18 protein-coding genes are annotated in these 24,490 nt (G+C 60.7%); 15 read left to right on the top strand and 3 right to left on the bottom strand.

What is annotated here, in order from left to right:
• The first annotated feature begins 13 nt into the window (after positions 1–13).
• Positions 14–838: an NAD(P)-dependent oxidoreductase gene (locus tag GT019_RS08015; RefSeq protein WP_161742597.1), complete on the top strand. Its 825-nt coding sequence runs from the start codon at positions 14–16 to the stop codon at positions 836–838.
• 86 nt (positions 839–924) lie between these two features.
• Here GT019_RS08015 and GT019_RS08010 read toward each other — a convergent pair whose 3' ends face one another.
• Positions 925–1,902 (bottom strand): aldo/keto reductase, encoded by a 978-nt coding sequence (locus GT019_RS08010; RefSeq protein WP_161742596.1) that lies wholly within the window; start codon positions 1,900–1,902, stop codon positions 925–927.
• A 271-nt stretch (positions 1,903–2,173) separates the two neighbouring features.
• On the opposite strand from GT019_RS08010, the gene GT019_RS08005 reads away from it, so the two are divergent.
• The 7 genes from GT019_RS08005 (at position 2,174) to GT019_RS07975 (ending at position 13,132) form a co-directional block, all read left to right on the top strand.
• Positions 2,174–4,000 carry a sensor histidine kinase gene (locus tag GT019_RS08005; RefSeq protein WP_161742595.1) on the top strand — a complete coding sequence of 609 codons (1,827 nt, stop codon included), beginning with the start codon at positions 2,174–2,176 and terminating at the stop codon, positions 3,998–4,000.
• 94 nt (positions 4,001–4,094) lie between these two features.
• On the top strand, positions 4,095–5,387 hold the full coding sequence (locus GT019_RS08000; RefSeq protein ID WP_161742594.1) for a response regulator: 1,293 nt from the start codon (positions 4,095–4,097) through the stop codon (positions 5,385–5,387).
• Positions 5,388–5,525: 138 nt separating this feature from the next.
• Positions 5,526–6,437 (top strand): phosphotransferase family protein, encoded by a 912-nt coding sequence (locus GT019_RS07995; protein WP_161742593.1) that lies wholly within the window; start codon positions 5,526–5,528, stop codon positions 6,435–6,437.
• Between the two features lie 564 nt (positions 6,438–7,001).
• The gene (locus GT019_RS07990; RefSeq protein ID WP_161742592.1) at positions 7,002–7,874 is read left to right on the top strand and encodes a carbohydrate ABC transporter permease; all 873 of its coding nucleotides are present in this window, start codon (positions 7,002–7,004) and stop codon (positions 7,872–7,874) included.
• A gap of 1 nt (position 7,875) precedes the next feature.
• A complete protein-coding gene (locus GT019_RS07985) occupies positions 7,876–8,748 on the top strand; it encodes a carbohydrate ABC transporter permease (protein WP_161742591.1) in 873 nt (290 codons plus the stop codon).
• A 130-nt stretch (positions 8,749–8,878) separates the two neighbouring features.
• Complete coding sequence (locus tag GT019_RS07980) at positions 8,879–10,384, top strand: ABC transporter substrate-binding protein (RefSeq protein ID WP_161742590.1); 1,506 nt, start codon at positions 8,879–8,881, stop codon at positions 10,382–10,384.
• 3 nt (positions 10,385–10,387) lie between these two features.
• Positions 10,388–13,132 carry a discoidin domain-containing protein gene (locus tag GT019_RS07975; RefSeq protein ID WP_201755280.1) on the top strand — a complete coding sequence of 915 codons (2,745 nt, stop codon included), beginning with the start codon at positions 10,388–10,390 and terminating at the stop codon, positions 13,130–13,132.
• A gap of 201 nt (positions 13,133–13,333) precedes the next feature.
• On the opposite strand, the gene GT019_RS07970 is transcribed toward GT019_RS07975, so the two are convergent.
• A complete protein-coding gene (locus tag GT019_RS07970; RefSeq protein ID WP_161742589.1) occupies positions 13,334–13,621 on the bottom strand; it encodes a hypothetical protein in 288 nt (95 codons plus the stop codon).
• Positions 13,622–14,016: 395 nt separating this feature from the next.
• Here GT019_RS07970 and GT019_RS07965 point away from each other — a divergent pair, with 395 nt between their 5' ends.
• Complete coding sequence (locus tag GT019_RS07965; protein ID WP_235947418.1) at positions 14,017–14,598, top strand: sigma-70 family RNA polymerase sigma factor; 582 nt, start codon at positions 14,017–14,019, stop codon at positions 14,596–14,598.
• Between the two features lie 113 nt (positions 14,599–14,711).
• Here GT019_RS07965 and GT019_RS07960 read toward each other — a convergent pair whose 3' ends face one another.
• Positions 14,712–15,590, bottom strand: a complete 879-nt coding sequence (locus GT019_RS07960; RefSeq protein ID WP_161742588.1) for a helix-turn-helix domain-containing protein — start codon at positions 15,588–15,590, stop codon at positions 14,712–14,714.
• 133 nt (positions 15,591–15,723) lie between these two features.
• Between GT019_RS07960 and GT019_RS07955 the strand changes: the two genes are divergently transcribed.
• The 6 genes from GT019_RS07955 to GT019_RS07930 all read left to right on the top strand — a co-directional run bounded on the left by GT019_RS07955 (position 15,724) and on the right by GT019_RS07930 (position 24,376).
• Entirely contained in the window at positions 15,724–16,497 is a 774-nt protein-coding gene (locus tag GT019_RS07955) for a phytanoyl-CoA dioxygenase family protein (protein ID WP_161742587.1), read from the top strand.
• Positions 16,498–16,667: 170 nt separating this feature from the next.
• The gene (locus GT019_RS07950) at positions 16,668–17,513 is read left to right on the top strand and encodes a hypothetical protein (RefSeq protein ID WP_161742586.1); all 846 of its coding nucleotides are present in this window, start codon (positions 16,668–16,670) and stop codon (positions 17,511–17,513) included.
• Positions 17,510–19,162 (top strand): efflux RND transporter periplasmic adaptor subunit, encoded by a 1,653-nt coding sequence (locus GT019_RS07945; protein ID WP_161742585.1) that lies wholly within the window; start codon positions 17,510–17,512, stop codon positions 19,160–19,162. Before GT019_RS07950 ends, GT019_RS07945 begins: the two co-directional genes overlap by 4 nt.
• Positions 19,162–19,893: an ABC transporter ATP-binding protein gene (locus GT019_RS07940; RefSeq protein WP_161742584.1), complete on the top strand. Its 732-nt coding sequence runs from the start codon at positions 19,162–19,164 to the stop codon at positions 19,891–19,893. Before GT019_RS07945 ends, GT019_RS07940 begins: the two co-directional genes overlap by 1 nt.
• A complete protein-coding gene (locus GT019_RS07935) occupies positions 19,859–21,031 on the top strand; it encodes an ABC transporter permease (RefSeq protein WP_161742583.1) in 1,173 nt (390 codons plus the stop codon). Before GT019_RS07940 ends, GT019_RS07935 begins: the two co-directional genes overlap by 35 nt.
• Positions 21,032–21,250: 219 nt before the next feature.
• A complete protein-coding gene (locus tag GT019_RS07930) occupies positions 21,251–24,376 on the top strand; it encodes a glycoside hydrolase family 2 TIM barrel-domain containing protein (protein ID WP_201755278.1) in 3,126 nt (1,041 codons plus the stop codon).
• Positions 24,377–24,490 lie beyond the last annotated feature (114 nt).

The raw sequence follows: 24,490 nt of genomic DNA, 5'->3' as shown, positions 1-24,490 counted from the left end.
AGGGATACATGTCATGAATGACACGATCGGATTCATCGGGCTTGGCAATTTGGGGTCGCCGATGGCGGCCAATCTCCTTCATGCCGGATATTCGCTTGCGGTATACAACCGAACGGCGAGTAAAGCCGCATCCTTGGTGGCTCGGGGCGCACGGCTGGCGTCTCGACCGGCCGAGGCCGTAACGGCCGGCGGAGTCGTGGCGACTATTTTGTGGGATGACGCGGCCGTGGAAAGCATCGTCACGAGCGATGGTTTTCTAGAGAAGCTTGGCATGGGCGGCGTTCATATCTCGATGAGCACCGTATCGCCCGAAACCTCAATAAAGCTTGCCGCCCTTCACGCCGAGCATGGCAGTACCTTGGTGGAAGCGCCCATCTTCGGAGTCCCGCAGGCCGCGGCCGCGCGTCAACTTTCCATTCCCATGGCAGGACCGCGGATGGCCAAGGAACGCGTCAGACCGATCGTAGAGGCGATGGGAGGATCGAATATTTTCGACTTCGGCGAGGCTGTCGGCGCAGCGAATCAAGTGAAGCTCGTAGGAAACTTCATGATCGCTTCGGCCGTGTACACGATCAGGGAAGGCCTCGCGATGGTCGAGAAGAACGGGGGCGATCCCAAAGCGGCGATCGACATGTTGACCCAAACGCTGTTTAACAGCCCGATCTATAAGAGATACGGCCAGATGGTCGTCGACAAGGAGGATCATCTCTTCACGCAAAACCATATCCCGTATAAAGATGTGGGCATCTTCATAAAAATGTCGCAATCAGCGGATTCGCCCGTCCCAGTGTCCAGTCTATTGTACGACCTATTGGGCAGCGAGCAAGGAGAAGGATAATCTAACGGCCGGGCAAAAGGAAAACCGACAGGCTTGGAAGCGAACTTCCGGGCCTGCCGGTTTTTTGTTGCTGGGCACCGCCGTGCTTACGGCAAATTCCGTCCCAGCGTTGCCGTGTACAGCCGGTACCAATCCTCGCGCGACAGGCGCAGATCCGCCGCGTCCCTGCAGGCGCGGATGCGCTCGGGATTGATCGTGCCGATGACCGGCTGGATGCCGGCCGGGTGCTTCATGAGCCACGCCAGCACGACGGCTTCCGTCGTCGTGTCCAGCCGCTCGGCGAGCTCGGCGACAAGCTTCGCCGTGGCTGCCACGGATTCGCTCTGGCCGTCCAGCGAACGGCCGGAGTAGACGCCCTGCGCGAGCGGACCCCACGACTGCAGCTGGATGTTTTCGAGGCGCATGTATTCCATCGCGCCTTCCGGGAACACGTTGTCGCGAGCCGCCTCCTGGTTGACGCTGATCGCCGTGTCGAGGAAGCCGTGCTTGCGCAGGCTCATCTCCAGCTGATTGACGATGAACGGCTCGTCGCTGTAGGCGGACAGCAGGCGAATCTGTCCTTGGCTCATGTTGGATACGCCGAAATGGCGCACTTTGCCGGAGGCCTTCAGCTGCCGGATCGCGCTTGCCACGTCTTCGGGATCGACGAGCGGATCCGGACGGTGGAGCAGCAGGATGTCGAGGTACTCCGTGCCGAGGCGCTCCAGGATGCCGTCGACGCTGCGCAGGATATGCCCTTCGGTGAAATCGAAGCGGTGCGGGCCGGATTCGTCCGGGAAACGAATGCCGCATTTGGATTGCAGGATAATGTTCTCGCGCAGCGCCGGGCGTTCCTTCAGTACCTGGCCGAAGACGCGTTCCGCCTTGCCCGCCGCGTAGATGTCCGCATGGTCGAACATGTTGATGCCGATCTCGAGCGCGGCGTCCAGCGCCTCGTGCCCTTCTTTATAATGCTCCGCGGTAATCGCCGACGCGGCGTTCCAGTCGCCGCCGAAGCGCATGCAGCCCAGCACGAGCTGGCTCGCGGGAATGCCGCGTTTTTGCAATGGAATTGGTTTCGTCATAAGGCCCTCCGATATGGTATCTTGAAATTAAACGCGAGCTTGGTATCGATTGGATCCCGGGTACCAAAGCTCTAGCGCTCATTATGCTGCATGCGCCGAGGAATGAAAAGTACTGAAAATAGGGTTATGTAATGTACTGCGGTATACCTGCTGAGACAAAGTATAGCGCCGGCATTCGATAGAAGCGCGCATCATTTCGGTAAGAATAGGCATACGTTTTAACCGCACGATCTGCTATCTTAGCCATACGAGCAAAGGAGAGACGGGGGACATGGCGCGCACGATGACCAACCCGCTGACGCGGATGAACGTCAAACAACAAATCATTCTGCTCTTCATCGTCATGGTCTGCCCGATCCTGCTCCTGCAGTGGTACGGCAACACGAGGGCGGAGCAGATCCTGAAGAACCACGTGACCAATGCGTACGCGGAGCTCAACAAGCAGAACGTCACGCTGCTCAATCGGGATATCGACACCGTCACCAAGATCACGACGACGATCATCCAGAATCCGCTGACGCAGCAGCTCATTCCGAATCCCAAGGATTCCGTGTTCGATCGCGTGCAGGAGTACTCCAAGCTCGACAAGCTTATCGCGGGGTATTCCATCGGCGTCAACGGCGGGGAAGCGGTCTATTACAGCCTTTATGTCTACGATCCGGGCAATTATTACGACTTCGCGCCCAAAATCCCGATGACCCAGACCGGCGTTTACTTCTTTCAGGACAACGACAAGCCGGAATGGTTCGACGAGGCGGTATCCAAGAAGGGCGACGGCTATATGAAGCTGATCCGCACGAATATCGGCTTCTCCACCCAGACGACGCTGGCGTACATCCGCTCCGTCTCGAATATCAGCGATTACGGCGTCATCGGCGTCCTGGTCGCGACGAAGATGGATAAGAAGATCGGAGAATCGCTCGGGGGCGTCTCGCTCCCGGACGGCCAGATTTACTTCACCGACGGCCATAACCGGGTCCTCACCGCGACCACGCCGAGCTTGATCGGCTCCGTGCTCCAGCTGCCGCCGGAGGCGGCGACGATGAAGGCGAGCCCGGACGGCATGATCAACCTCATCACGCCGGAATTCATCTATGTCATCAACGATAACCGTCTGCTCGGGCAGAAGCTCGTCTATAAAATCCCGGTCCAGTCCCTGCTGCTGCAGCAGAACGAACTGAAACGCGTCATCCAGCTGATTTCCGTCGTCTATATACTCCTCGGCATCATCATTATGCTGTACTTTTGGCAGTCGCTCATGAATCCGCTTACGAGGCTGGCGCATTTCGTCCGTTCCTACGAACCGGGCAAGCGCGTGCCGGAAACGCCCGGCAAAGGACGCAAGGACGAGGTCGGCCAGCTGATCTCCGCGCTCTACGACATGGCCAGGCGGCTGAACGTGCTGATCCATTACAAATACCAAAGCGAGATCAAGGAAAAGGAATCGCAGCTGCAGCTGCTCTATCAGCAGATTAACCCGCATCTGCTCTACAACACGCTCGAGAGCATTTATTGGAAGAGTTCGCTCGAAGGCAACTCCGAGTCCGCGGAGATGATCAAGGAGCTGTCGAAGCTCATGAAGATCAGCCTGAGCCGCGGGCGCGAGCTGATCGCGCTGGAGGAGGAGATGGAGCATGCGAAGGCTTATATCAGCCTGCAGTCGAAGCGTTACGAGTACGGGTTCGCGGTCGGCTGGCACGTGCCGGAAGAGCTGCGCGACAACTTGATTCCGAAAATCACCCTGCAGCCGCTGATCGAGAATGCCATCATCCACGGCGTGCGGCATATGGGCGAGGACGGCGAGATCATGATCTCCGCTTCCCTCCTGGACGGCGACAAGGTCATGATCCGCGTCGAGGACAACGGCTACAAAAAGGTCGATTTCGATGCCATTCACCGGCTCCTGAACGAGGAGAAGGGCAACCCGTCGATCGGCTACGGCATCCGCAATCTGCACCAGCGGATCCGGCTGCATTTCGGCAAGAGCTACGGCATTCATTACGAGAAGCGGGAGGGCCACGGCACGAGCGCGATCATCGTCCTGCCGCGCATGCAGGAGCAGGAGCTGCAGGCGGAGACGGGTGCGTCGAATGCTTGAAGTTGAAGTCTCTTTTTGAATAGGTGAGGAAGTGACCGCAGGTCACGTACGTTTCACCGAGTTTATCAAGCATTTTTATTTAGGGGGCTTCAGCATGTACAACATCCTGGTCGTCGACGACGAACCGCTGATTTGCAAAGGCTTATGCAACTTGCTCGGATCCTCGGGGCTGGCGATCTCGCAGCTGTTCACGGCGCACAACGGTTACGAGGCGATGGATTATTTGCGCATGGAGGATATCGATCTGCTCGTGACCGACATCCAGATGGGCGAGATGAGCGGCATCGAGCTCATGCACCAAGCCAAATTGATCAAGCCGTGGCTGCAGGCCATCGTCATCTCCGCCCACGAGACGTTTCAATACGCGCAACTCGCGATCCGGCTCGGCGCGAAGGATTATCTCATCAAGCCGTTGAACGGCGACCAGTTTCTCGATTCCGTGCGCAACGTGCTGCTGAGCGTGAACAAGCTCGTCCCGTCGCAGGACGAGACGCTGGCCGGCTTCCGCGAGCAGTTTCGGCTGGAGCAGCCGATCTCGGAGCGGACCGCGCTGCTGAACAAGCTGTTTGGCGATTCCGCGTCCGCCGAATCCACGGTCTCCGCGCTGGCGGCCCGCTTCGCAACGTTTCTGCCCGGACCGTATTATTCGGTCTTCCGCGTGCAGCTTAGCGGATCGTCCGACCTGCTGCAATATGCCGCGCTCAATATCGCCATGGAGCTGCTGGATCAGGAGTGGGGGCCGGTGGCCTTCTACACGGACGACGATGCCGTCAGCATCATCATCCAGTGGAGCGATGCGCGTTACGAGGAGAACGGCACGAGCAAAATCAATCAGCTCGATATGCTGGGCCGCAGCCTGCATTCGAATATAATGAAATATTTGCGCCTGCCGTGCGTCGTCGGCATCAGCCAGATTTTGCGGGGCGCGGCGTTCATCGGCGAGCTCGGCGTCCAGGCGGCCAAGGCGATCCGGTGGAACGAGGAACGCAAGGAGCTCGGCGTGTTCTACTACGGGGATTTCAACTGGAGCCGGTACGCGCAGGAGCCGACCGAGGAAGAAATGACCGCGCGCAACAACCTGATCGTCGAGAAAGCGAAGGCGTACATCGACATGCATTACGCGCAGAAGGGGCTTACGCTCCACGAGGTCGCGCAGAAAAATCACGTCAGTCCGAATTATCTCAGTTACCTGTTCAAGAAGGACACCGGCCATAATCTGTGGGAATACGTCATCAAGCTGCGGATGGAAGAAAGCCGCAGGCTGATCCTGAACACCGATCTGCGCCGCTACGAGATCGCCGAGCGCGTCGGCTACGAATCGCCGGAGCATTTCAGCAAGATTTTCAAAAAATATTTCGGCATGAGCCCGACGGAGCTGAAAAAATAGCAAGCGGGTGCAGCCGGGTCTGCGGGAATGCGCGGCTATCGGGACAACGGCAAGGAAGGTCATCGCGGCACGCGCTTTCCCGCGAATCTGGGGTAATATGGGGAAGCAAGGTATCATGGCATGCGAGGAGGAACCGCGGTGGAAGATCATGTGGAACTAGCGAACCGATTCGTGAAGGACCGTTTCGGAGAACGCGCCCGAAATCTTGCGCCGCTCGGATCGGGCGATTGGTCGAGGGCGTATTCGTTCTTGCTCGATGGCCGGGACAGGGTGATCCGTTTCGGGGCGCATCGGGACGATTTCGAGAAGGACCGCGTCATGGGCGCGTATGCCTCGGCGGAGCTGCCGATCCCGGCGGTGATCGAGGTGGGGGAGACGGAGAGCGGATTCTTCGCGGTCTCGGAGCGCGTGCAGGGCGAGAAGCATCTCGACGAGCTTGACGAACCGGAGCTTCGGCGGGTTCTTCCGCAATTGTTCGGCGCGCTCGGCGAGCTTCAGAAGCGCGATCTCGCGGCTGCGCGGGACGTTGGACTGTGGCGCCCGGCAGGCACGGGCCCGAGCTGGGCGGAGGAGCTGTTGTCGATCGCCGGGCCGAGAGAGCGCCTTGCGGGCTGGCGCGAAAAGCTGGACGCCTCGCCGCGCGAGGCGCGCATCTTCGACGCCGGCGTCGCGAAGCTGCGCCGGCTCGTTCCGCATCTGCCGGAATGCAGGGGAATCGTCCATATGGATCTCCTGAACCGCAACGTGCTGGTGCACGAAGGAAAGCTGAGCGGCGTGTTCGATTGGGGCAACGCGTTCTACGGCGACCCGCTCTACGATCAAGCGTGGTTTCTGTATTGGTGGCCCTGGTATCCGCAGTGGCAGGCGATCGACCTGCGGGAGATGCTGGAGCGCCACTGGGAACGGCGGGGCGGACCGCCCGAGCGGTTCGAGGAGCGGCTGCGCTGTTACCTCATCCATATCGGGCTGGACCATGTCGCGTACTGCGCGTTTCGGGAACGCCCGGCGGACATGAGGCGGAACGCCGATCAGGTGTCCGCGTACCTTTGAACGGAAGCTTCCAATCTGTCCGCCCGGACGGGACAGGCGGTCAAGTTGTAATCGCCTGATAGGCGTCGAGTCGGCAAGAACGACAGGCCGGTTGTTCGCAGTCGCTGCCCGCAGGCTTGTTCGAAGCGGCTGCCCGCACGCGGCATTGCTTATTCGGAGCCGCTCGCCGAACGCCGCCCCGGCTGTTCGCGGCCGCCGCCTGCATGCCGCACTTTCCATCATAGCCTTGACGAAGAAGCCGCGGATTCGCGGCTTTTTTTCGTGCGCGGGAAGCCCGATTCGCCGCGGCCAACGCGAGGTTGTCGCGTTCGTTGCCGGATTCGGGCGTTCCGGCAGCCAACCAATCCCTGAGCCTACTCAGAGGCGTGCCTGATCGGTTATCATTTAGGGGGAGGCTTCGCAGCCGCCGCATGAAGTAATATCGCCTATGATCCCCATAGAACTGCACATGTTCAGTCCGGGCCTCCGACTCTAGAATGAAGAGGAAGCGAAGAACCGGCGACCGCCGTCCGCGCAGGCGGCGGAGCCGGAGCTTCGAGGAACGAGCATGAGAGAGGGGACGCTATGCGTATAACCGCGCGACTTAGAAAACATATTTGGGGTTATTTGTTCATTGTGCCGGCGGTCGTCATCTTCCTGCTGTTTCTGTGGATGCCGATCGTCAAAGGATTCGTGTACAGCTTTTACCACATCGATTTCGTCAAAGGCAATTCGTTCGCGGGGTTCGGCAATTACCGCACGGTTCTCCATGATCCGGACGTATGGACCGCCACGAAGAACACGCTGTACTACATGTTCCTGTGCCTCGTGATCGGCTTCTGGGTACCGATCGTGTTCGCGATCTCCATCTCCGAGCTGAAGCGGTTCCAGGGCTTCGTCCGCGTGGCCGCCTACCTGCCGAACGTCATTCCCGTCGTGGTCCTGTACGGCCTGTGGCGCTGGCTCTACGATCCGGTCGGTCCGATCAACGCGTCCATCACGAGCTTCGGCACGGATCCCGTCTCCTTCATGACGGATACGAATTGGTCCATGATCTCGCTCGTCTTCATGGAGACATGGCAGCAGTTCGGCGCGGCCATGCTGATCTACCTCGCGGCCGTGCTCAGCATCCCGCGCGACCTGTACGAAGCCGCGGAGATCGACGGCGCCGGCGTATGGAAGCGCATCCGCCACATCACCCTGCCGTTCATCCGCAACATCATCGTGCTGCTGTTCGTCCTGCAGCTCATCTCGACTTCGCAAGGCTACCAATCCCAAATGGCGATGCTCGACGGCGGGCCCAACCAGGCGACGCTGACCTACGCGCTGCTGATCGTCAAATACGCGTTCACGCGGCTCGACTACGGGGCGGCTTCGTCGCTCGGCGTGCTGATGTTCCTCGTGCTCGGCGGGCTTGCGGTGCTGCAGCATAGACTTTCGAGCAGAGAGGTGAATTAGGATGAAGAGCGCCGACCGCGGAATATTATCCCGCTACGATTTGCAGAAAACGCCGAACCGGATCGCATATGCCATCATGCTGCTCGTCATCGTCGCCATGGTCGCGTCGATGCTGTATCCGATTCTCGTAACCTTGTTCAACAGCCTGAAATCCAACGTGGAGGTCAACTCCTTCCCGCCGCATTTCCTGCCCCAGCATTGGACGTTCGACACGTTCAAGAAAGGCTGGAACTACATCGAGCTGCCGCTGTTCTTCCGCAACACCCTCATTATCTTCGGCGGCAACATGGTCGTGACCGTCGTCGTGCTCGGCCTCGCCGCCTTCAGCCTGTCGCGGCTCAACATCCCGTACGGCAGGGCCATCAACTTCTTCTTCCTGGCGGCCCTGTTCATTCCGCCGACGACGTATATCGTGCCGAACTTCGTGAACTTGAAGGATCTCGGCATGCTCAATACGTTTCAGGCCTTCTGGCTGCCGGCCGGCGCCAACGCGTTCTTCCTGCTGCTGCTAAAGAACTTCTTCGACGGCATCAGCCACGAGCTGTTCGAAGCGGGCCGCATCGACGGCGCGTCCGATCTCCGGCTGTTCGCGCGCATCGCGCTGCCGCTGTCGGTGCCGATCTTCTCGACGCTCGCGATCTTCGTGTTCTCCACCGCGTGGAACGACTGGTTCTGGCCGTCCCTGGTCATGCATACCGACAAGACGCGGCCGCTCGCGACCGCGATCTACAATTACGTCATCAACGTGCGCAGGCTCGACACGAACGTGAAGTTCGCCATGCTGACGATGGTCATGCTGCCGCCGATCGTCGTGTTCCTGCTGTTCCAGCGGTTCATCATCCGCGGGCTTCACATGGGCGGCGTGAAGGGATAAGGCATTGCCGCAGGGCGTTCGTCTATCGTAGACCTGCACATGATCGACATAGGAATACACATTCTGCTTTGCCTGCGCCTCCCTTATGATGAGCGTGTAAGGCAAAATAAAGCGAGAAGGGGATATCACGATGCGAAAGCTTCGCAAGGCTTCATTCATTCTTGCCAGCGTCGCCTTGCTGTCGGGCGTATTGACCGCCTGCGGCAGCAACGACGGAAACGGAAATAACGGGGGCAACACGGGCAATGCGGGAGCGGCCAACGGAGGCGCGAACGATGGCGGCACGAAAGCGACCGATAGCGGCACCAACGCCGCCGCGGCCAACGGCGGCAACGCGGCGACTGACGACGCGCCGGCGAAAAAGATCACGATCAGCATTTATTATCCGACGCCGGACCTCGTGGAGAAGCGGGCGCTGGAAGACGACAAGATCAAACGCTTCAACGAGAAGTATCCGAACGTGGAGGTCGTCAAGAGCGACTGGCAGTACAATCCCAACGAGATCGGCATCAAGATGGGCGCGAACGAAGCGCCGACGCTGTTCAACACGTACGCCACGGAAGGCAAATTCCTGGCCGAGCGCGGCTGGGCGGCCGATATTACCGACTTGTTCAACGGCTACGAGTTCAAGGATCAGATGAACCCGATCCTGCAGAACCAATTCATCATCGACGGCAAGGTGTACGGCATCGCGCAGCAGGGCTACGTGACGGGCACCGTCGTGAACAAGAAGATGCTCGACGACAAGGGCGTGGCGGTACCGTCGTACGACTGGACGTGGGACGACATGCTGAACACGGCGAAAGCGGTGGCCGATCCGAAGAAGGGCATTTCCGGCATCGCGCCGATGGGCAAGGGCAACGAGGCCGGCTGGAACTGGACGAATTTCCTGTTCGAAGCGGGCGGCGAGATCCAGACGGTGGACGGCGGCAAAGTCACGGCGGCCTTCAATTCCGAAGCCGGCGCGAAAGCGCTCGAGTTCTACCATAAGCTGGCCTGGGAAGCGAACGCGATTCCGAAGGACTTCGCGCTCGGCTGGGGCGACGCGGTCGGCGCTTGGGCGCAGGGCAGGACGGCGATGGTCATCGCGGGTCCGGACGGTCCGGTCGACCAGGGCTTGAACCAAGGCGGCATGAAGCCGGAGGACATCCTCGTCTATCCGATGCCGAAGGCCGACGCGAACGGCAAGCACACGGGCGTGCTCGGCGGGGATTTCCTCGTCATCAATCCGAACGCGACGAAGGACGAACAGGAGATGGCCTTCAAATACGCCACGTTCGACTACTTCTCCGATAAAGGCCTGGAGTCGGTCGAAGCCAGCATCCAGCAGCGCAAGACGGACAACAAATATTTCATCCCGCCGGTGATCCAGTACTTCACGGACAACTCCGATTACGGCCAGAAAGTAAAAGCGGTCTACGACAAATACGACAACGTGTACCAATACAGCCCGGAAATCATGAGCCTGCTGGACGGCAAGCCGGAAGCGCAGTTCAATACGCAGGACTACTACGCCGAGATGACGCTGAACGTTCAATCCGTCTTCTCCAAGAAAGACGTCGATATCAAAGCGGCACTCGACAGCTCCGCGAAGAAAATGCAAGAGAAGTTCTACAACAATATCAAAGTGGAATAGGCCATGGCCAAACAAGGTCGTGGAAACACGAGACTGGCGCTGTTCGCGGCGCTGATCCTGGCGGCGCTGGCCACGGTCTTCGCGGCCCGAAGCGCGCTGTTCCCGCCGCGCGCGGTACTATTCGACGAGAATGACGGATTGCTGCGCATCGCCAACGACAGCTATGAGATCGCGTTTTCCGCGAAGAACGGCGGCATTGCGTACGTGAAGGACGCGGCGTCGGGCAAGCGCTTGACGTCGGGCAACCGGCAAGGCGCGCTCTGGCAGGGGATCATGCTGGACGATTCCTCCGTCAGCGGCGCGCAAAGCGCCAAGTTCGGCTATGCGTGGAACCGGAAGCGCGCGGAGCTGACGCTGCATTACGGCGGACCGCTGCAGGTGGACGTGACGGTCAAGTTCGACGCGACTAACCGGCTGTCCTTGCAGGCGGCCGTCGCGAACGGGACCGGGGATACGCTGCAGTCGTTCCGGTTCCCGTACGAGCTCAAATTCGCGGCGGACGACGTCGTGGACGGCATGCTGCCGATGCTTCCGGGCGCCAAATTAAAACCGGCGTTCTTCACGGAAGGCAACGCCTACGCCGGGCAATACCCCGGCGTCATGTTCGCCTCGTACGCGGCGCTGCGCACGAAGAACGGCAATCTCGCGCTCTACGATCTGGCCGGCAAGCAGGTCGCGACGACGCGGCTCGGGTTCAAGAGTCAGACGGACGACGCCGGCAAGAGCGCCTTCGTGCACGAGTACAGTACCTGGACCGCCGCCGGAGGCAAATGGCAAAGTCCGGCCGTCATGCTGGAGATCGGCGGGGATTACCCTGATTCCATCGGCAGCTACAGCAGCTTGAACGGGATCGACGAGTACCGCAGCCTGGACGACAAGCTGGGCGCGGAGAAGGCGCATGCCGCCGAGCTTCCGCTGTATAAGCTCGACGTCGCGGCGCTGGGCGACGAGACCTGGCCGTCGTTGGCTGCCGATTACGTCGATGCGCTGCCGTACAGCGGGATCGTGCATTTGGTCGGCTTTCAGACGGGCGGCCATGACGAGAACTATCCGGACTTCATGCCGCCGGACGACCGATGGGGCGGGATGGATGCGTTCAAGGCGTTCATCGAGCATGCCAAGACGAAGGGCAACCAGGTCGTGCCGTACACGAACTTTTCCTGGTGGGGCGTGCATTCGCCGACGCTGGCGAAGCTGCCGGACGGCACGAAGCTAGCGGATATCGTCGTGAAGCACCAGAACGGAGAGCTGTTGCGGGAGGACTACGGCGAGCACGGCGGGTACGTGATGGACCCGAACCATCCGTTCGTCATGTCGCGGATCGCGAAGGAACACGAGCGGCTGCTGGAGGCCGGCGTGGACGGGATTTTCGAGGATCAATGGGGAATTCGCGATGCGCCGTTCATGGGCAACGTGACGGGCGCGCCGAATTCCGATCCCTGGACGGCGTACTTCCAAGGCGTGCGCAGCTACTTCGCTACGCTCAATACCCGCATGTACACGGAAGACGGCATCGACGTCCTGGCGAACGACAGCATAGGCTTCATGGGCACGAACTATCTATGGGATCTGCTAGGTTACCGCAAGAATACGGCCAGCTATACGGACTACTACCCGCTCGCCGGCATGCTTTTCCGCGACAAGGTGCTGCTCTTCCAGCACGACCTGGCCGCGGAGACGATGACGGACAACATGGACCTGCTTCGTTGGAACGCGGCGATGGGCTACAATCTAAGCGGCGATCTGTACACCGGCGTCAACAATCCGTGGATCGGCGTCATCGGCGTGTTTCAGAAATACGTGCTCGCGAGTTACGCGGACGCGGTCGTGAAGAGCTACGACGCGATCGACGCCACGACGACGCGGACGGAATTCGGCACGCATACCGTCATCGCCAACTGGGATACGGAGAAGCCGTACAGCATGGACGATCAGACGACGTTGTCCGGCGGCGGCTTCGATATCCGGTCGCATGACGGCGATGTCCGCGCGGGCAGCTACGTCCGCTACAACGGCTTCGACCTCGATCCCGGCGAGCATCTGCTGGCGGAAGTGCGGGGCAAGAAGGACATTCGCGTCTATCAGCCGCTCGGCGCCGACACGACGCTGCGGGTGAAGACGATGAAAGGCTGGAAGCACGCCGCCGCGGCCGCGTATGCGGCGGACGGCGCGAAGATCGCGGATATTCCCGTGCGCGAGCAGGACGATTGGCTGCAGGTGGATTTCATCGCCAACCTATCGGGCAAGCGCGCCGCATACGTCGCGCTGACGCCCGCGGACGCAATCAGCGCCGTTCGGGACGTGCCGTTCAAGAAGGCGGCGACTTCCGTTAACCTCGCGCTCCGGCGGCAAGCGGCGTCCGATACGGATGCGAACGCGGAGCTGACGGCAAAGCTGGCCGTCGACGGCGACCCGTTCACTTATTGGGAAAGCGCCAGCGGCAAATTCCCGCAAAGCTTGACCGTCGATCTCGGCAGTTCGCGCAAGGTCGGGCGTCTCGTGCTCAAGCTGCCGCCGATGGACGCGTGGGAATCGCGCGTGCAGGAGGTGGCGATCGAAGGCAGCGATGACGGGAAGACGTTCAAGCCGCTGGCTCCCGAGCAGGGCTATGCGTTCGACCCGGCAGCGGGCAACACGGTCGAAATCAAGCTCGACGGGGCACCGGTTCGGCATGTGCGGCTTGTCGTCCGAAGCAATTCGGCCTGGCCGGCCGCGCAGTTCTCGGAGTTCGAGGTGTACGAGGAATAGGGAGATTTGGATAACGCGACAAAAACAGCCTTAGCTCGGCGACCGCCGAACTAAGGCTGTTTTATTCGGCGATCATCGTTGCTCGCAAACGTTCCGGAAACGAGATGCGCGTTCCCACGGAGCCCGTCCCGGTTGAAGCCCGGGTCAAGCGCGGCAACGCGCTTCTCGCGGACGGCAGCTCATTCTTCAAACCCGGAAACGTCATTTCCAGAACTGCCACCAATGTTTGTTTGTTCCAGATCGTTCATTAACCATAAGTCCGGCGTGTTCTCGTATAACATCCAGCGTACCTCTCCAATATTGGAGACCACTTGTGGAATCTTCATCGAAATCAATCAATACTTCATCCGCTGCGCTCCAGCCGGTGCGCTCATGCAAAGCACTCATGAATTCGAAGGCTTCTTCGTTACCCGAAATACTTAAAGTCAAGATTCGAACCGTTTCGGTGTCAGGAAAATAAAAAGTAATGGCGCAGCTGTCGGTAATCAAGTATCCTTCGTGATGCTTGTCGATCCCAGCCGGGAAGTTTGAAAAACCTCACATCATAACTCATGCACCGCACCGACTCTTCGTTTATTTTTAGTCTCAATTTATCTGATCACATTATTAAATGGTGTCTGCATGAATTCTCCCGGTAATTCATTCCATAAAACTGCGCGCAATCCTGCATTAAAAGTTGGTGCACGATACGAATTTTCCTGGCCAGATTAATTACCAGCACTCATGCAACCTGCCGCCGATCGCTCTCCGTTAACACTTCCTTTACAAAAGTCACAAAAAACGCATGCCATAAAAGATGCGTTTCTTTTTTTTCCTGTTATAATAAGAGGTAGATGGATGACGGGTGGCAAAGGAGAATCGCGGTGAACGAGGCACAGTTAGTGATGTTGTCAAGGCAAGGCGACGAGACGGCCTTCAAAGAGCTGGTCGAGCTCTACAAGGATAAGCTGTTTCATATGGCGCATCGCATCCTCCGCAGCAAGACGGAATGCGAGGACGTCGTTCAGGAAACTTTCTTGAAGGTATACCTGAATTTGAACCGCTTCGACGAGAACAAACGGTTCTCGACGTGGATTTTCCATATCGGCAAGAACGTTTGCCTGGATTTGCTGCGCCGCCGCAAGACCCCGCCGCTGCCTTTGGATCAGCCCGTAACGGCACACTCCGACCAAAATTTGTCCCTGCATGACGTCATCCCGCATGCTTCCCTGACGCCGGAAGGCGAAGTGATCGAGCGCGAGCTCGCCTCCACGATGGCGGGGATGATCGAGAAGCTACCCGAGAAGTACAAGACCGTCGTGTACCAGCGCTACGTGCTGGAGATGTCCATGGAGGACATCGGACGCGCGAACAACATTCCGGTCAACACCGTCAAATCCCGCATTCACCGGGGCAAGGATTTCATGAAGAAACGGTGGGGCAAGATGCTGCTGCTCTACTCCCTGCTGCTGCTCAGTTTCTTCTGACCGTCCGCTCCGGACATTGACCATATTCGAATTCCATGGCGTGCAAACCGTTCACCGGTTTGCACGCCATTTTTGTTGCCCGGACATCCGCGGGCTTCGCGAGCGGCGGCCCGTCAATCATGCACCCGCGCGTCCTCGCGGAACCTGGCCGGCGGCACCTTCATGATGCTGCTGAACGTGCGGGTGAAATAATGCACGGAGCCGAAGCCCGTCGTTTCGGCGATTTCCTTGATCGACCGGTCGGTGTAGCGCAGCAATTCGGCTGCCCGGCGGATGCGCTGCTTGCGGACGTAAGAGGTGTACGACTCGTCAACGCCGGAGGAGAACAGGCGGGAGAGATGCCTGGGCGAGACGCTGACCTGCGCCGCTACCTTCTCCAGCGACAGATCGTCGTCGTTCAGGTTATCGGTAATGAACAGCTTCGCCTGCTTGAGCAAGGCGGACGCGCTGCGCCTCGGCGCCGTCCATTCCCGCTGCGGCGGCTTGGTAAAGACGGACGGCAGGGCCGTCAGGAGGGAAGCGGCGAGCTGCGTCAGCACCGACTCCGGCAGGGAGGCTTGGTCGCCGGCGCGGCGGAGCATGGCGCGCCATAATTGGGCGGCGGCGAGATCGTCGCCGTCCCGGACGACGACCGCGTCCGTCTCGGACAGCGCCTGGAAAGCGGCGCGCGCGGCTTCCGAGCTTCCGCTTTCCTCCAGCTCGAACGCGACATAGAGGATCGCAAGCTCCGGCTTGCATTCGATATAGTGCGTGATGCCCGGCCGGGAGCAGAACAGCGTTCCCGGGGCGAGAGGGAACAGCTTCCCGTCGTCCAAGTAGGTGCCTTGGCCCCCGAGCACGTAGCAGATTTCGAAGAAGGAATGCTTATGCAGGAAATTGGACATCAGATGCTCGCTCACGCCCCAATAATGGACGGTGAACACGGCGTCCGCCGTCTTCGGCCGAAGCGCGTATTGATTCAACCAGGTAGAGGTCTCGTTCCACAGATACATACGCCGATTGCCTCCGATCGTAAGGATGTCTTCAAAAGACAAAAAGCTGACTTCTTTCGCTAAAGATCGCAAGTCCTTGAATCGTCTACAATAAAGACAAGGGAAAGCGATTCCAACTTAGGAGGTTATTACGATGATTAAACCACAGGACGTCGATTTTTACAATGAACAAGGGTACCTGCTCGTGAAAGGCGTGTTCAACCGGCAGGAGGTCGAAGAGATGCGCACGGCGGTCGGCGCCATCATCGATCGCGCCGCGAAGGCGAACCGCGATCACAACGCGCAGTGGCAGGGCGATTTCCTTCCGCCGGAAGAGCTGAAGAAGCTCGTGCTGAAAGGGTTCCATGACGTGCATTACCATGACGCCTCGTTCCTGCGCGCGCTGATGCATCCGAATATGACGTCCGTATTGTCGCAGCTGATCGGACCGAACGTGCAGCTCCACCATTCCAAGATGCTCGTGAAGCCGCCGGAAAACGGCGCCGCGTTCCCGATGCACCAGGATGCGCCATACTTCCCGCACGAGAAGCATACCATGCTTGCGGCAAGCGTTCACTTGGACGACGCGAACGTGGAAAACGGCTGCCTGCACGTTATGCCGGGCTCCCATAAACAAGGTACGCTGCCGCACGTAGGCAGACATTACCTGAACGCGAAGGAATATCCGGTGTCGGACGGCGTGCCTTGCATCGCGGAAGCGGGCGACGTGCTGTTCTTCAATTATTTGACGATTCACGGCTCGCCGCAAAACCGCAGCGACCGCAACCGCCGCAACGTGCTGTTCCAATACCGCAGCGCGACGGACTTCCCGACGACCAAGGAGCATTTCGATTGGGGCATGGGGCTGATGGTTTGCGGCGAGAACCCGAATTTCGATAAAGTCCATCCCGAATTCACGATCGTCTGATCATACGTCGCGCGTCACGGAAACGCTTGGTTGAAGGCCGGCCGGAACGAAAGTTCCCGCCGGTTTTTTTGCGCGCGCTTCGTCCGCGAATGCCGTCTTCACACGGATTTCATTTATGTTTGCTAATGTGGGAGGCGATAGACGAATCAGAGAGGTGGATACCAAACCTTATGGAACGCTCAAGCATAAAATTGATGGCGGCCGCGATGTTGATCTCGGTCATGCTTGCCGGATGCGGCGCGCAAAACGATACGCAATCCGCGGACGGCGGACAAGCCGACGTCCAAAGCTCGAACGGCGGAGCAGCAGCGGCGCAGGGAACGGACAGCGGCGGCAGCGGACCGCAGCAGCCCGACCGGACGGCCGATTATTTCGCCAAGGTGGTGAAGGTGTCCGGCGATTCCATCATCGTGCAGAAATCGACGATGTCCCCGGCGGATATGCCGTCCTTCGGCGGCGGACGCGGAGGCGGCCAACGCCCGCAGGGCGGCGAGGGCGCCAAAGGCCAGGGACAAGGCGGCGGAGGCGCCGGCGGCCAGCGGGGCAATTGGCAGCGCGGGACCGGCGGAGCGGGCGGGACCGGCGGTCAAGGCCAAGGCGGCCAAGGCCAGACGGCTGACGGTCAAGGCGGCGGCAACCAGCCGGCGGCTGGCGGACAAACCGGCGGAGGTCAATCTGCCGGCGGCCAAGGAACCGGCGATCAAGGCCAGGGCCAAGGCGGCAGGCCGGGCGGACGTCCCGGAGGCGGAGGCTTCGCGAATCAGATGAAGTTCGCGGACGAACAGATTACCGTTCCCGTGAATGCCGACACCGAGATCGTGAAGTTCGGACGCGGGCAGAACGGCGTCACGACCGATACGATGAAAGCGGCCGATCTGCAGGCGGGCGACATTCTCATGGTATGGCTCGGTTCCGACAATAAGACGGCGCAGTACATCAGGCTTCAATTTAATCCGGCAAATGCAGGCAATCCGGCAAACGCGGGCAATACGGGAAAGGCAGGTAACGGACAATGAGAAAATGGTGGCTGCTTGGAATCGGCGTGCTGATCGTTGCCGCCGGGGTCGTCTATTATTTGAAGCGGGACACGAAGGAGACGGCTGCGGCTCCGGTGGTGCAGACGGCGCGGGTCACGAAGGGGACGATCGAGGTGAGCGTCAGCGGCACGGGAAGCTTGGCGCCGATCGATAAAGCGACCGTCAAAGCATCCGGACAGGGTACCGTAGAGAAAGTCAACGTGGCGGAAGGCGCGGTCGTCAAGAAGGGCGACGTGCTCCTCACGATCGAAGGCGAGGACAACGGCGACAAGATCAAGTCGGATCAGTTGAACCTCGAAAGCCAGCTGCTCGATTTGGCGGACACGCAGAACAAGCTGAAGACCGCGACGGACGATGCCGGGATCGACAGCATCAAGCTGAGTTTGAAGAAGATGCAGCTGCAAATCGACCAGACGCGCGCGGAGATCGCGGATCTGCAGGACGCGGAGACCGGCAGCACGATCACCTCGCCGATCGACGGCACGATCACGACGCTGAGCGTGGCGGCGGGCGATTCGCTGAATCCGTCCACCGAGCTGATGGCTATCTCGAATTACGCGAAGCTTCAAATGGTCGTCGGCATCGACGAGCTGGACATCGCCAAAGTGAAAAACGGCCAAACCGCGACGATCTCCGTCGAGGCGCTTGCCGACAAATCCTACACCGGCAAGGTCGTCAAAATCGCCGACGAAGGAACGGCCAGCAACGGCGTCGCGTCGTTCGACGTAACGGTCGCGCTGGATAAAGCGGACGGCCTGAAGAGCGGCATGTCGGCCGAAGCGAGCATCGAGGTCGAGAAGAAAGAAAACACGCTGATGCTGCCGATCGACGCGGTGCAATCGCTCGGCAACCGGTACATGGTGTTCGTGCCGGCGGCAGCTGGCGGCACGGGTTCAGGCACGGGAACGGGCGCGTCAGGCGCGGGAGCCGCTGCCGCTGGCGGCCAAGGAACTCAAGGCCAGGGCGGCGGTCAAGCCGGGGCTGGCGGACAAGGCCAAGGCGCAGCCGGCGGTCAAGGCGCCCAAGGCGCTCAAGGCCAAGGCGGAGCGCAAGGCCAAGGCGCGTCAGGCGCGGGAGCTTCTGGCGGTCAAGGCGCGGCCGACGGTCAAGGCGCCCAAGGTCAGGGAGGAGCGCAAGGCCAAGGAGCAGCAGGTGGCCAAGGTCAAGGCGCAGGCGGATACGGCGGCGGTCAGGGCGGCGGCAGACGCGGCCAAGGCGGCTATACGGGCGGCGGCGGAGGCGGCTACGCCGCTGCGGGAGGCCAAGGCGGCTTTGCGGGCCGCGCAGGCAGCAACCGCAGCGGAACCAGCAGCGCGAACAGCCGTTTCGGCACGGGAACGCCGGTCGTCATTACCGTCGGCATCCACAATGAGGATTACATCGAGGTGCTGTCGGGACTCTCGGAAGGCGACCGCGTCATCCTGCCGACCGTCGTGACTTCTTCCTCGAACCAGCAGCAGGCCGGTCTCGGAGCAGGCGGCTTCGGCGGCCTCGGCGGCGCAACCTTCGGGGGCGCGGGCGGCTTCGGGGGCGGCGGCGGTTTTGGCGGCGGCGGCTTCGGAGGCGGCGGCGGAGGCCGTGCCGGCGGTGCGACGACGCGCGCGGCCGGCGGCGGGGGTACAAGGTAATGGAAGCGACGCGCGAACCGTTGATTCGGATCGAATCGCTGTCGAAGCAGTACAAGATGGGCGGCGAAACCGTTTATGCGCTGAACGAGATTTCGCTGCGCGTCGATCACGGCGATTTTCTGGCCATTATCGGCCCCTCCGGCTCCGGCAAGTCGACGCTCATGAACGTCATCGGCTGCCTGGACGGACCGACGTCGGGCAAATACTGGCTGGACGGCGAGGAAGTCAGCCGGCTTCGCGAGAACCGGCTGGCGGAGATCCGCAACCAGAAGATCGGCTTCATCTTCCAAGGCTTCAACCTGCTCAACAAATTGTCCGCGCTCGAGAACGTGGAGCTGCCGCTGATCTACCGCGGCGTGCCGGCGAAGCAGCGCAAGGAGCAGGCGATCGAGGCGCTGACGAAGGTGGGGCTCGAGGAACGCGTCCGCCACAAGCCGAGCGAGCTGTCCGGAGGACAGCAGCAGCGCGTCGCCATCGCGCGGGCGCTGGCGGGCAATCCGCCGATCCTGCTCGCCGACGAACCGACGGGCGCGCTCGATACGCGCACGGGCGCCGAAGTCATGGTGCTCATGCAGGAGCTGAACAAGCTCGGCCATACCATCGTTCTGATCACGCATGACATCGCCATTTCCAAGCAGGCAAGACGTGTCGTTCGCATCCAGGACGGTCAAATCAGCGAAGAAGGCGGTGAGAGACGTGAACGTCAGTCAAGCCTTCAAAATGGCGGCTAAAAGCATACTCGCGAACAAGATGCGTTCCCTGCTCACCATGCTCGGCATCATCATCGGCGTGGCTGCGGTCATCGCGCTCGTCGGCGTCGGCCAAGGCACGACGAAGCAGGTCACCGATCAGGTGCAGAGCCTCGGCACGAACCTGCTGACCGTGAGCATCACGGGACGCGGCTCCAAGACGACGCTCGATTACAAGGAAGCGGAAGACATCACGAATACGTCAGACATCGAGTTCGCCGCGCCGTACAACCAGTCGAACGCGACCGTGAAGAACGGCAGCGAAAGCACGAGCGTCAGCGTCGTCGGCTCGACGGCCGATTACTTGGACGTTAAGGACTACAGCGTCGCCGAAGGCCGGTTCGTCGCGCAGATCGATCTCGATTATTACCAGAAGATCGCGGTGCTCGGCTCGACGACGGCGACGGACCTGTTCGGGACGGCCGATGCCGTCGGGCAGACGTTCCTGATCAACGGCGTGCGCTACAAGGTCGTCGGCGTGCTGGAGACGAAGGGCAGCTCGCTGACCGGCTCCAACGACGAGATCGTCATCATTCCGATCACGACGTCCGAACGGCTGTTCAAGTCCAAGGGCGTCAAGTCGATCAACGTCCAGGTGGCCGACGCTGACAAGATGGACGCGGTCATGACCGAGCTCGAAACCGCGCTCGGCAAGAAGTTCCGCGGCGACACGAACAGCTACCGCGTGTTCAACCAGCAGGATCTGCTGGATTCGTTCAGCAGCATCTCGGATACGCTGTCGCTCGCGCTCGGCGGCGTCGCCGCGATCTCGCTGCTCGTCGGCGGCATCGGCATCATGAACATCATGCTCGTGTCCGTCACGGAGCGGACGCGGGAGATCGGCATCCGCAAAGCGATCGGGGCGAAGAAGCGCGATATCCTGACCCAATTCCTGATCGAGGCGATCGCGCTGAGCGGCCTGGGGGGAGTCCTGGGCATCGCGATCGGCCTCGGGACGGCGCAGCTGCTGCAGAAATTCGCGAGCATGACCGTCGTCGTCTCGTTCCCGGTCATCGGCCTCGCGTTCGGCTTCTCGGTCTTCATCGGCGTCGTGTTCGGCCTCTTCCCGGCGAACAAGGCTTCCAGCCTGCGGCCGATCGAAGCGCTGCGCTTCGAATAGTATTCGAACCGTGATGAAGCAGACACTGGCGCTGCCATATAAAAGTCGGCTTTGAAGGAACGGCCGGACAGGGACTCGCTCCCTGTCCGGCCGTTTTCGCATGTCTGCCGGGAGACCGCCATTATTAGCTATTTGCCCGCGCTTATTTTATATTTACGCTACGGCGGACCTCATATACAGTAGGGGTGAACGCTTAAATCCCGTAAAAGAGGTGCTTCCTTGAAGTCGAAATTCACGTATACCCCGCCGGCCAACGGTTATCCGGAGTGGAACAACAACCCGGAAATTTTCGAGCTGAACCGGATGAAAGCGCACGCGACGCTCATGCCGTTCGACTCCGTCGAAGAGGCGCTGCAGGGCGATCGCGCGGCATCCCGCAGTTATTCGTCGCTGAACGGCATGTGGAAATTCGCGTTCGCGGAGAATCCGTCGCAGCGCATCGTTAACTTCTATGAAGACGGCTTCGACCACGCGGGCTGGGACGAGATCAAGGTTCCCGCGCACTGGCAGCTGCAGGGATACGATTATCCGCAATATACGAATATCCGCTATCCGTGGGAAGCGTCCGAGGAGCTCGTGCAGCCGTTCGCGCCGACCAAATACAATCCCGTGGGCTCGTACGTGCGCAGCTTCGCGGTGCCGGACGGCTGGGAAGGCCAGCCGGTGTTCATCAGCTTCCAAGGCGTCGAGTCCGCCTTCTACGTCTGGGTGAACGGCGAGCTCGTCGGCTATAGCGAGGATACGTTCACGCCCGCGGAGTTCGACCTGACGCCGTATCTGCGCGCGGGCGACAACAAGCTGGCCGTGGAAGTCTATCGCTGGTGCGATGCGAGCTGGCTCGAGGACCAGGATTTCTGGCGAATGAGCGGGATCTTCCGGGACGTGTATCTGTATACCGCGCCTAAAGCGCACGTGTACGATTTCTTCGCGGTGACGGAGCTGGACGAGGCGTACCGGGACGCGGAGCTGAAGCTGAACGCGACGATCCTGAATTACTTCGAGCAGGACCTCGGCACGGTGACGCTCGAGGCGCAGCTGTACGACGGCGGCGGCCAAGCCGTGCTGCCGCAGCCGATCACGGTCCATGCCGCGCTCGGAAGCGGCGCGGCTGAGCTCGAGATCGAAGCGTCCGCGAACGTGGCGAATCCGCTCAAATGGAGCGCCGAGCAGCCGAATCTGTACACGCTCGTCCTCGGCTTGAAGGACGGCGAAGGACGCTTGCTGGAAACCGTCAGCTCGCGGATCGGCTTCCGCAAGTTCGAGATCAAGGACAAGCTGATGCTGATCAACGGCAAGCGCATCGTCTTCAAGGGCGTCAACCGCCACGAATTTTCCAGCCGCACCGGACGGGCGCTCGGCTACGAGGACATGTTGACGGACGTGAAGCTGATGAAGACGCACAACATCAACGCGGTGCGGACGTCGCATTATCCGAATAACCCGCTCTGGTACGAGCTGTGCGACGAGTATGGCCTGTACGTCATCGACGAGACGAACCTGGAGACGCACGGCAGCTGGGAATACAACTCGCCGGTGCTGAAGCCGAACTTCGTGCCAGGCAGCGATCCGGCCTGGACGGCCAACGTGCTCGACCGCGCCAATTCCATGCTGCAGCGCGACAAGAACCATCCTTCGATCGTCATCTGGTCGCTCGGCAACGAATCGTTCGGCGGCGATAACTTCGTCCGCATGCACGATTTCCTGCGCGAGGCGGATCCGTCGCGGGTCGTCCATTACGAGGGCGTCACGCAGTGGCGGCCGTCCGACGCGGCGTCGGATATCGAGAGCCACATGTACTCTTCGCCCGCGAAAGTGGCGGAGTACGGCTCGCATCCGAATTCGCCGAAGCCGTTCATCCTGTGCGAATACAGCCATGCCATGGGCAATTCCGTCGGCGGCCTGCATCTGTACACGGAGCTGTTCGACAAGCTTCCGCTCGTGCAGGGCGGCTTTATCTGGGACTGGATCGACCAGGCGATTCTATCGACGAACGCGGACGGCGACCCGTATATGGCGTACGGCGGCGATTTCGGCGAGCAGCCGCATGACGGCAATTTCTGCGGCAACGGGCTGATCTTCGCGGATCGTTCGGTATCGCCGAAGCTCATGGAAGTGAAGCAGTGCTACCAGAACGCGACGATCGCGGCCGTGGATCTGAGCCGCGGCGCCGTAAGCCTGCTGAACAAGAACCTCTTTACCGACTTGGACGCGTTCGCGCTGCGATGGTCCGTCGCCCTTGACGGCGTCGAAGCGGCGAGCGGAACCATGCACGTGTCGGCGGCGCCCGGCGAATCCGCCGAGATCGCGATCCCGCTGCCGGAGCGCAGCCGCGAGGACGGCGAAGCGGTCTTGACCGTGAGCCTGCTGACGAAGTCCGATTCGCCGTGGGCCGACGCCGGCCATGAAGTCGCCTTCGAGCAATTCGTGCTGCCGGAGGCGGAGCAGGCGACAGCGAGCGTCGGACGCGCGAAGCGCCGTCCGGGCGCGCTCGAGATCGCGGAGGACGGCGGCAAGCTGGTCGTCCGAGGCGAAGGCTTCTCCGTCGCCGTCGATCAGGCGAACGGCAGCCTCGCGTCGTACAACGTGAACGGCACGGAGCTGATCCGCGGCGCGCTGGCGCCGAACTTCTGGCGCGCGTACACGGACAACGACCGCGGCAACAAGCATCACGAGCGCTGCGTGACTTGGCGTTCCGCGGGCGAAGAGCGCAAGCTACGCGAGCTGAGCTGGGAGCCGCAGGCGGACCGCGTGACGGTGCATGCCGAATTCACGCTGCCGACGACGACGGAATCCCGGTGTTCGGTGTCGTATGCCATCCTGAGCAGCGGCGCCATCGAGGTCGGCCTGCAGCTGGTTCCGGGCGAAGGCCTGCCGGAAATCCCGGAGATCGGCCTGATGCTGACGATGGACGGGTCGTTCGACCGGCTGGAATGGTACGGCAAAGGACCGCATGAATCGTACTGGGACCGCCAGCACGGCGCCAAGCTCGGCCGTTACGCCGGCACGGTCGCGGAGCAGTTCGTGCCGTACCTGCGTCCGCAGGAATGCGGCAACAAGGTCGGCGTCCGCAGCGCATCGGTCGGCAACGGCCAGGGCGCCTCGCTGCACGTCACGGGCGAGCCGCTGATCGAGCTGAACGCCTTGCCGTACACGCCGTTCGAGCTGGAAGCCCATGACCATGCCTACAAACTGCCGGCCAGCGACAAAACGGTCGTGCGCATCAACCACAAGCAAATGGGCGTCGGCGGCGACGACAGCTGGGGCGCGAAGGCGCATCCGGAATACGTGCTGCACGCGAACCGGACGTACGGTTTTCGCTTTACGTTGACCGGCCTGTCCGAATAACGAACAAGCGCCTCGGCGCGGAAGGCATGCATCGCATGCCGCCCGCCGAGGCGCTTCTTTGTGTTCGCTATTTGTTTTTCGGTCGTTGATGGGGGCTTCTTATTTCGATTGCTA

The sequence above is a fragment of the Paenibacillus glycinis genome (assembly GCF_009909185.1).
GTDB classification, from domain to species: Bacteria; Bacillota; Bacilli; order Paenibacillales; family Paenibacillaceae; genus Paenibacillus_Z; species Paenibacillus_Z glycinis.
This window is presented reverse-complemented; position numbering and strand designations above follow the sequence as displayed.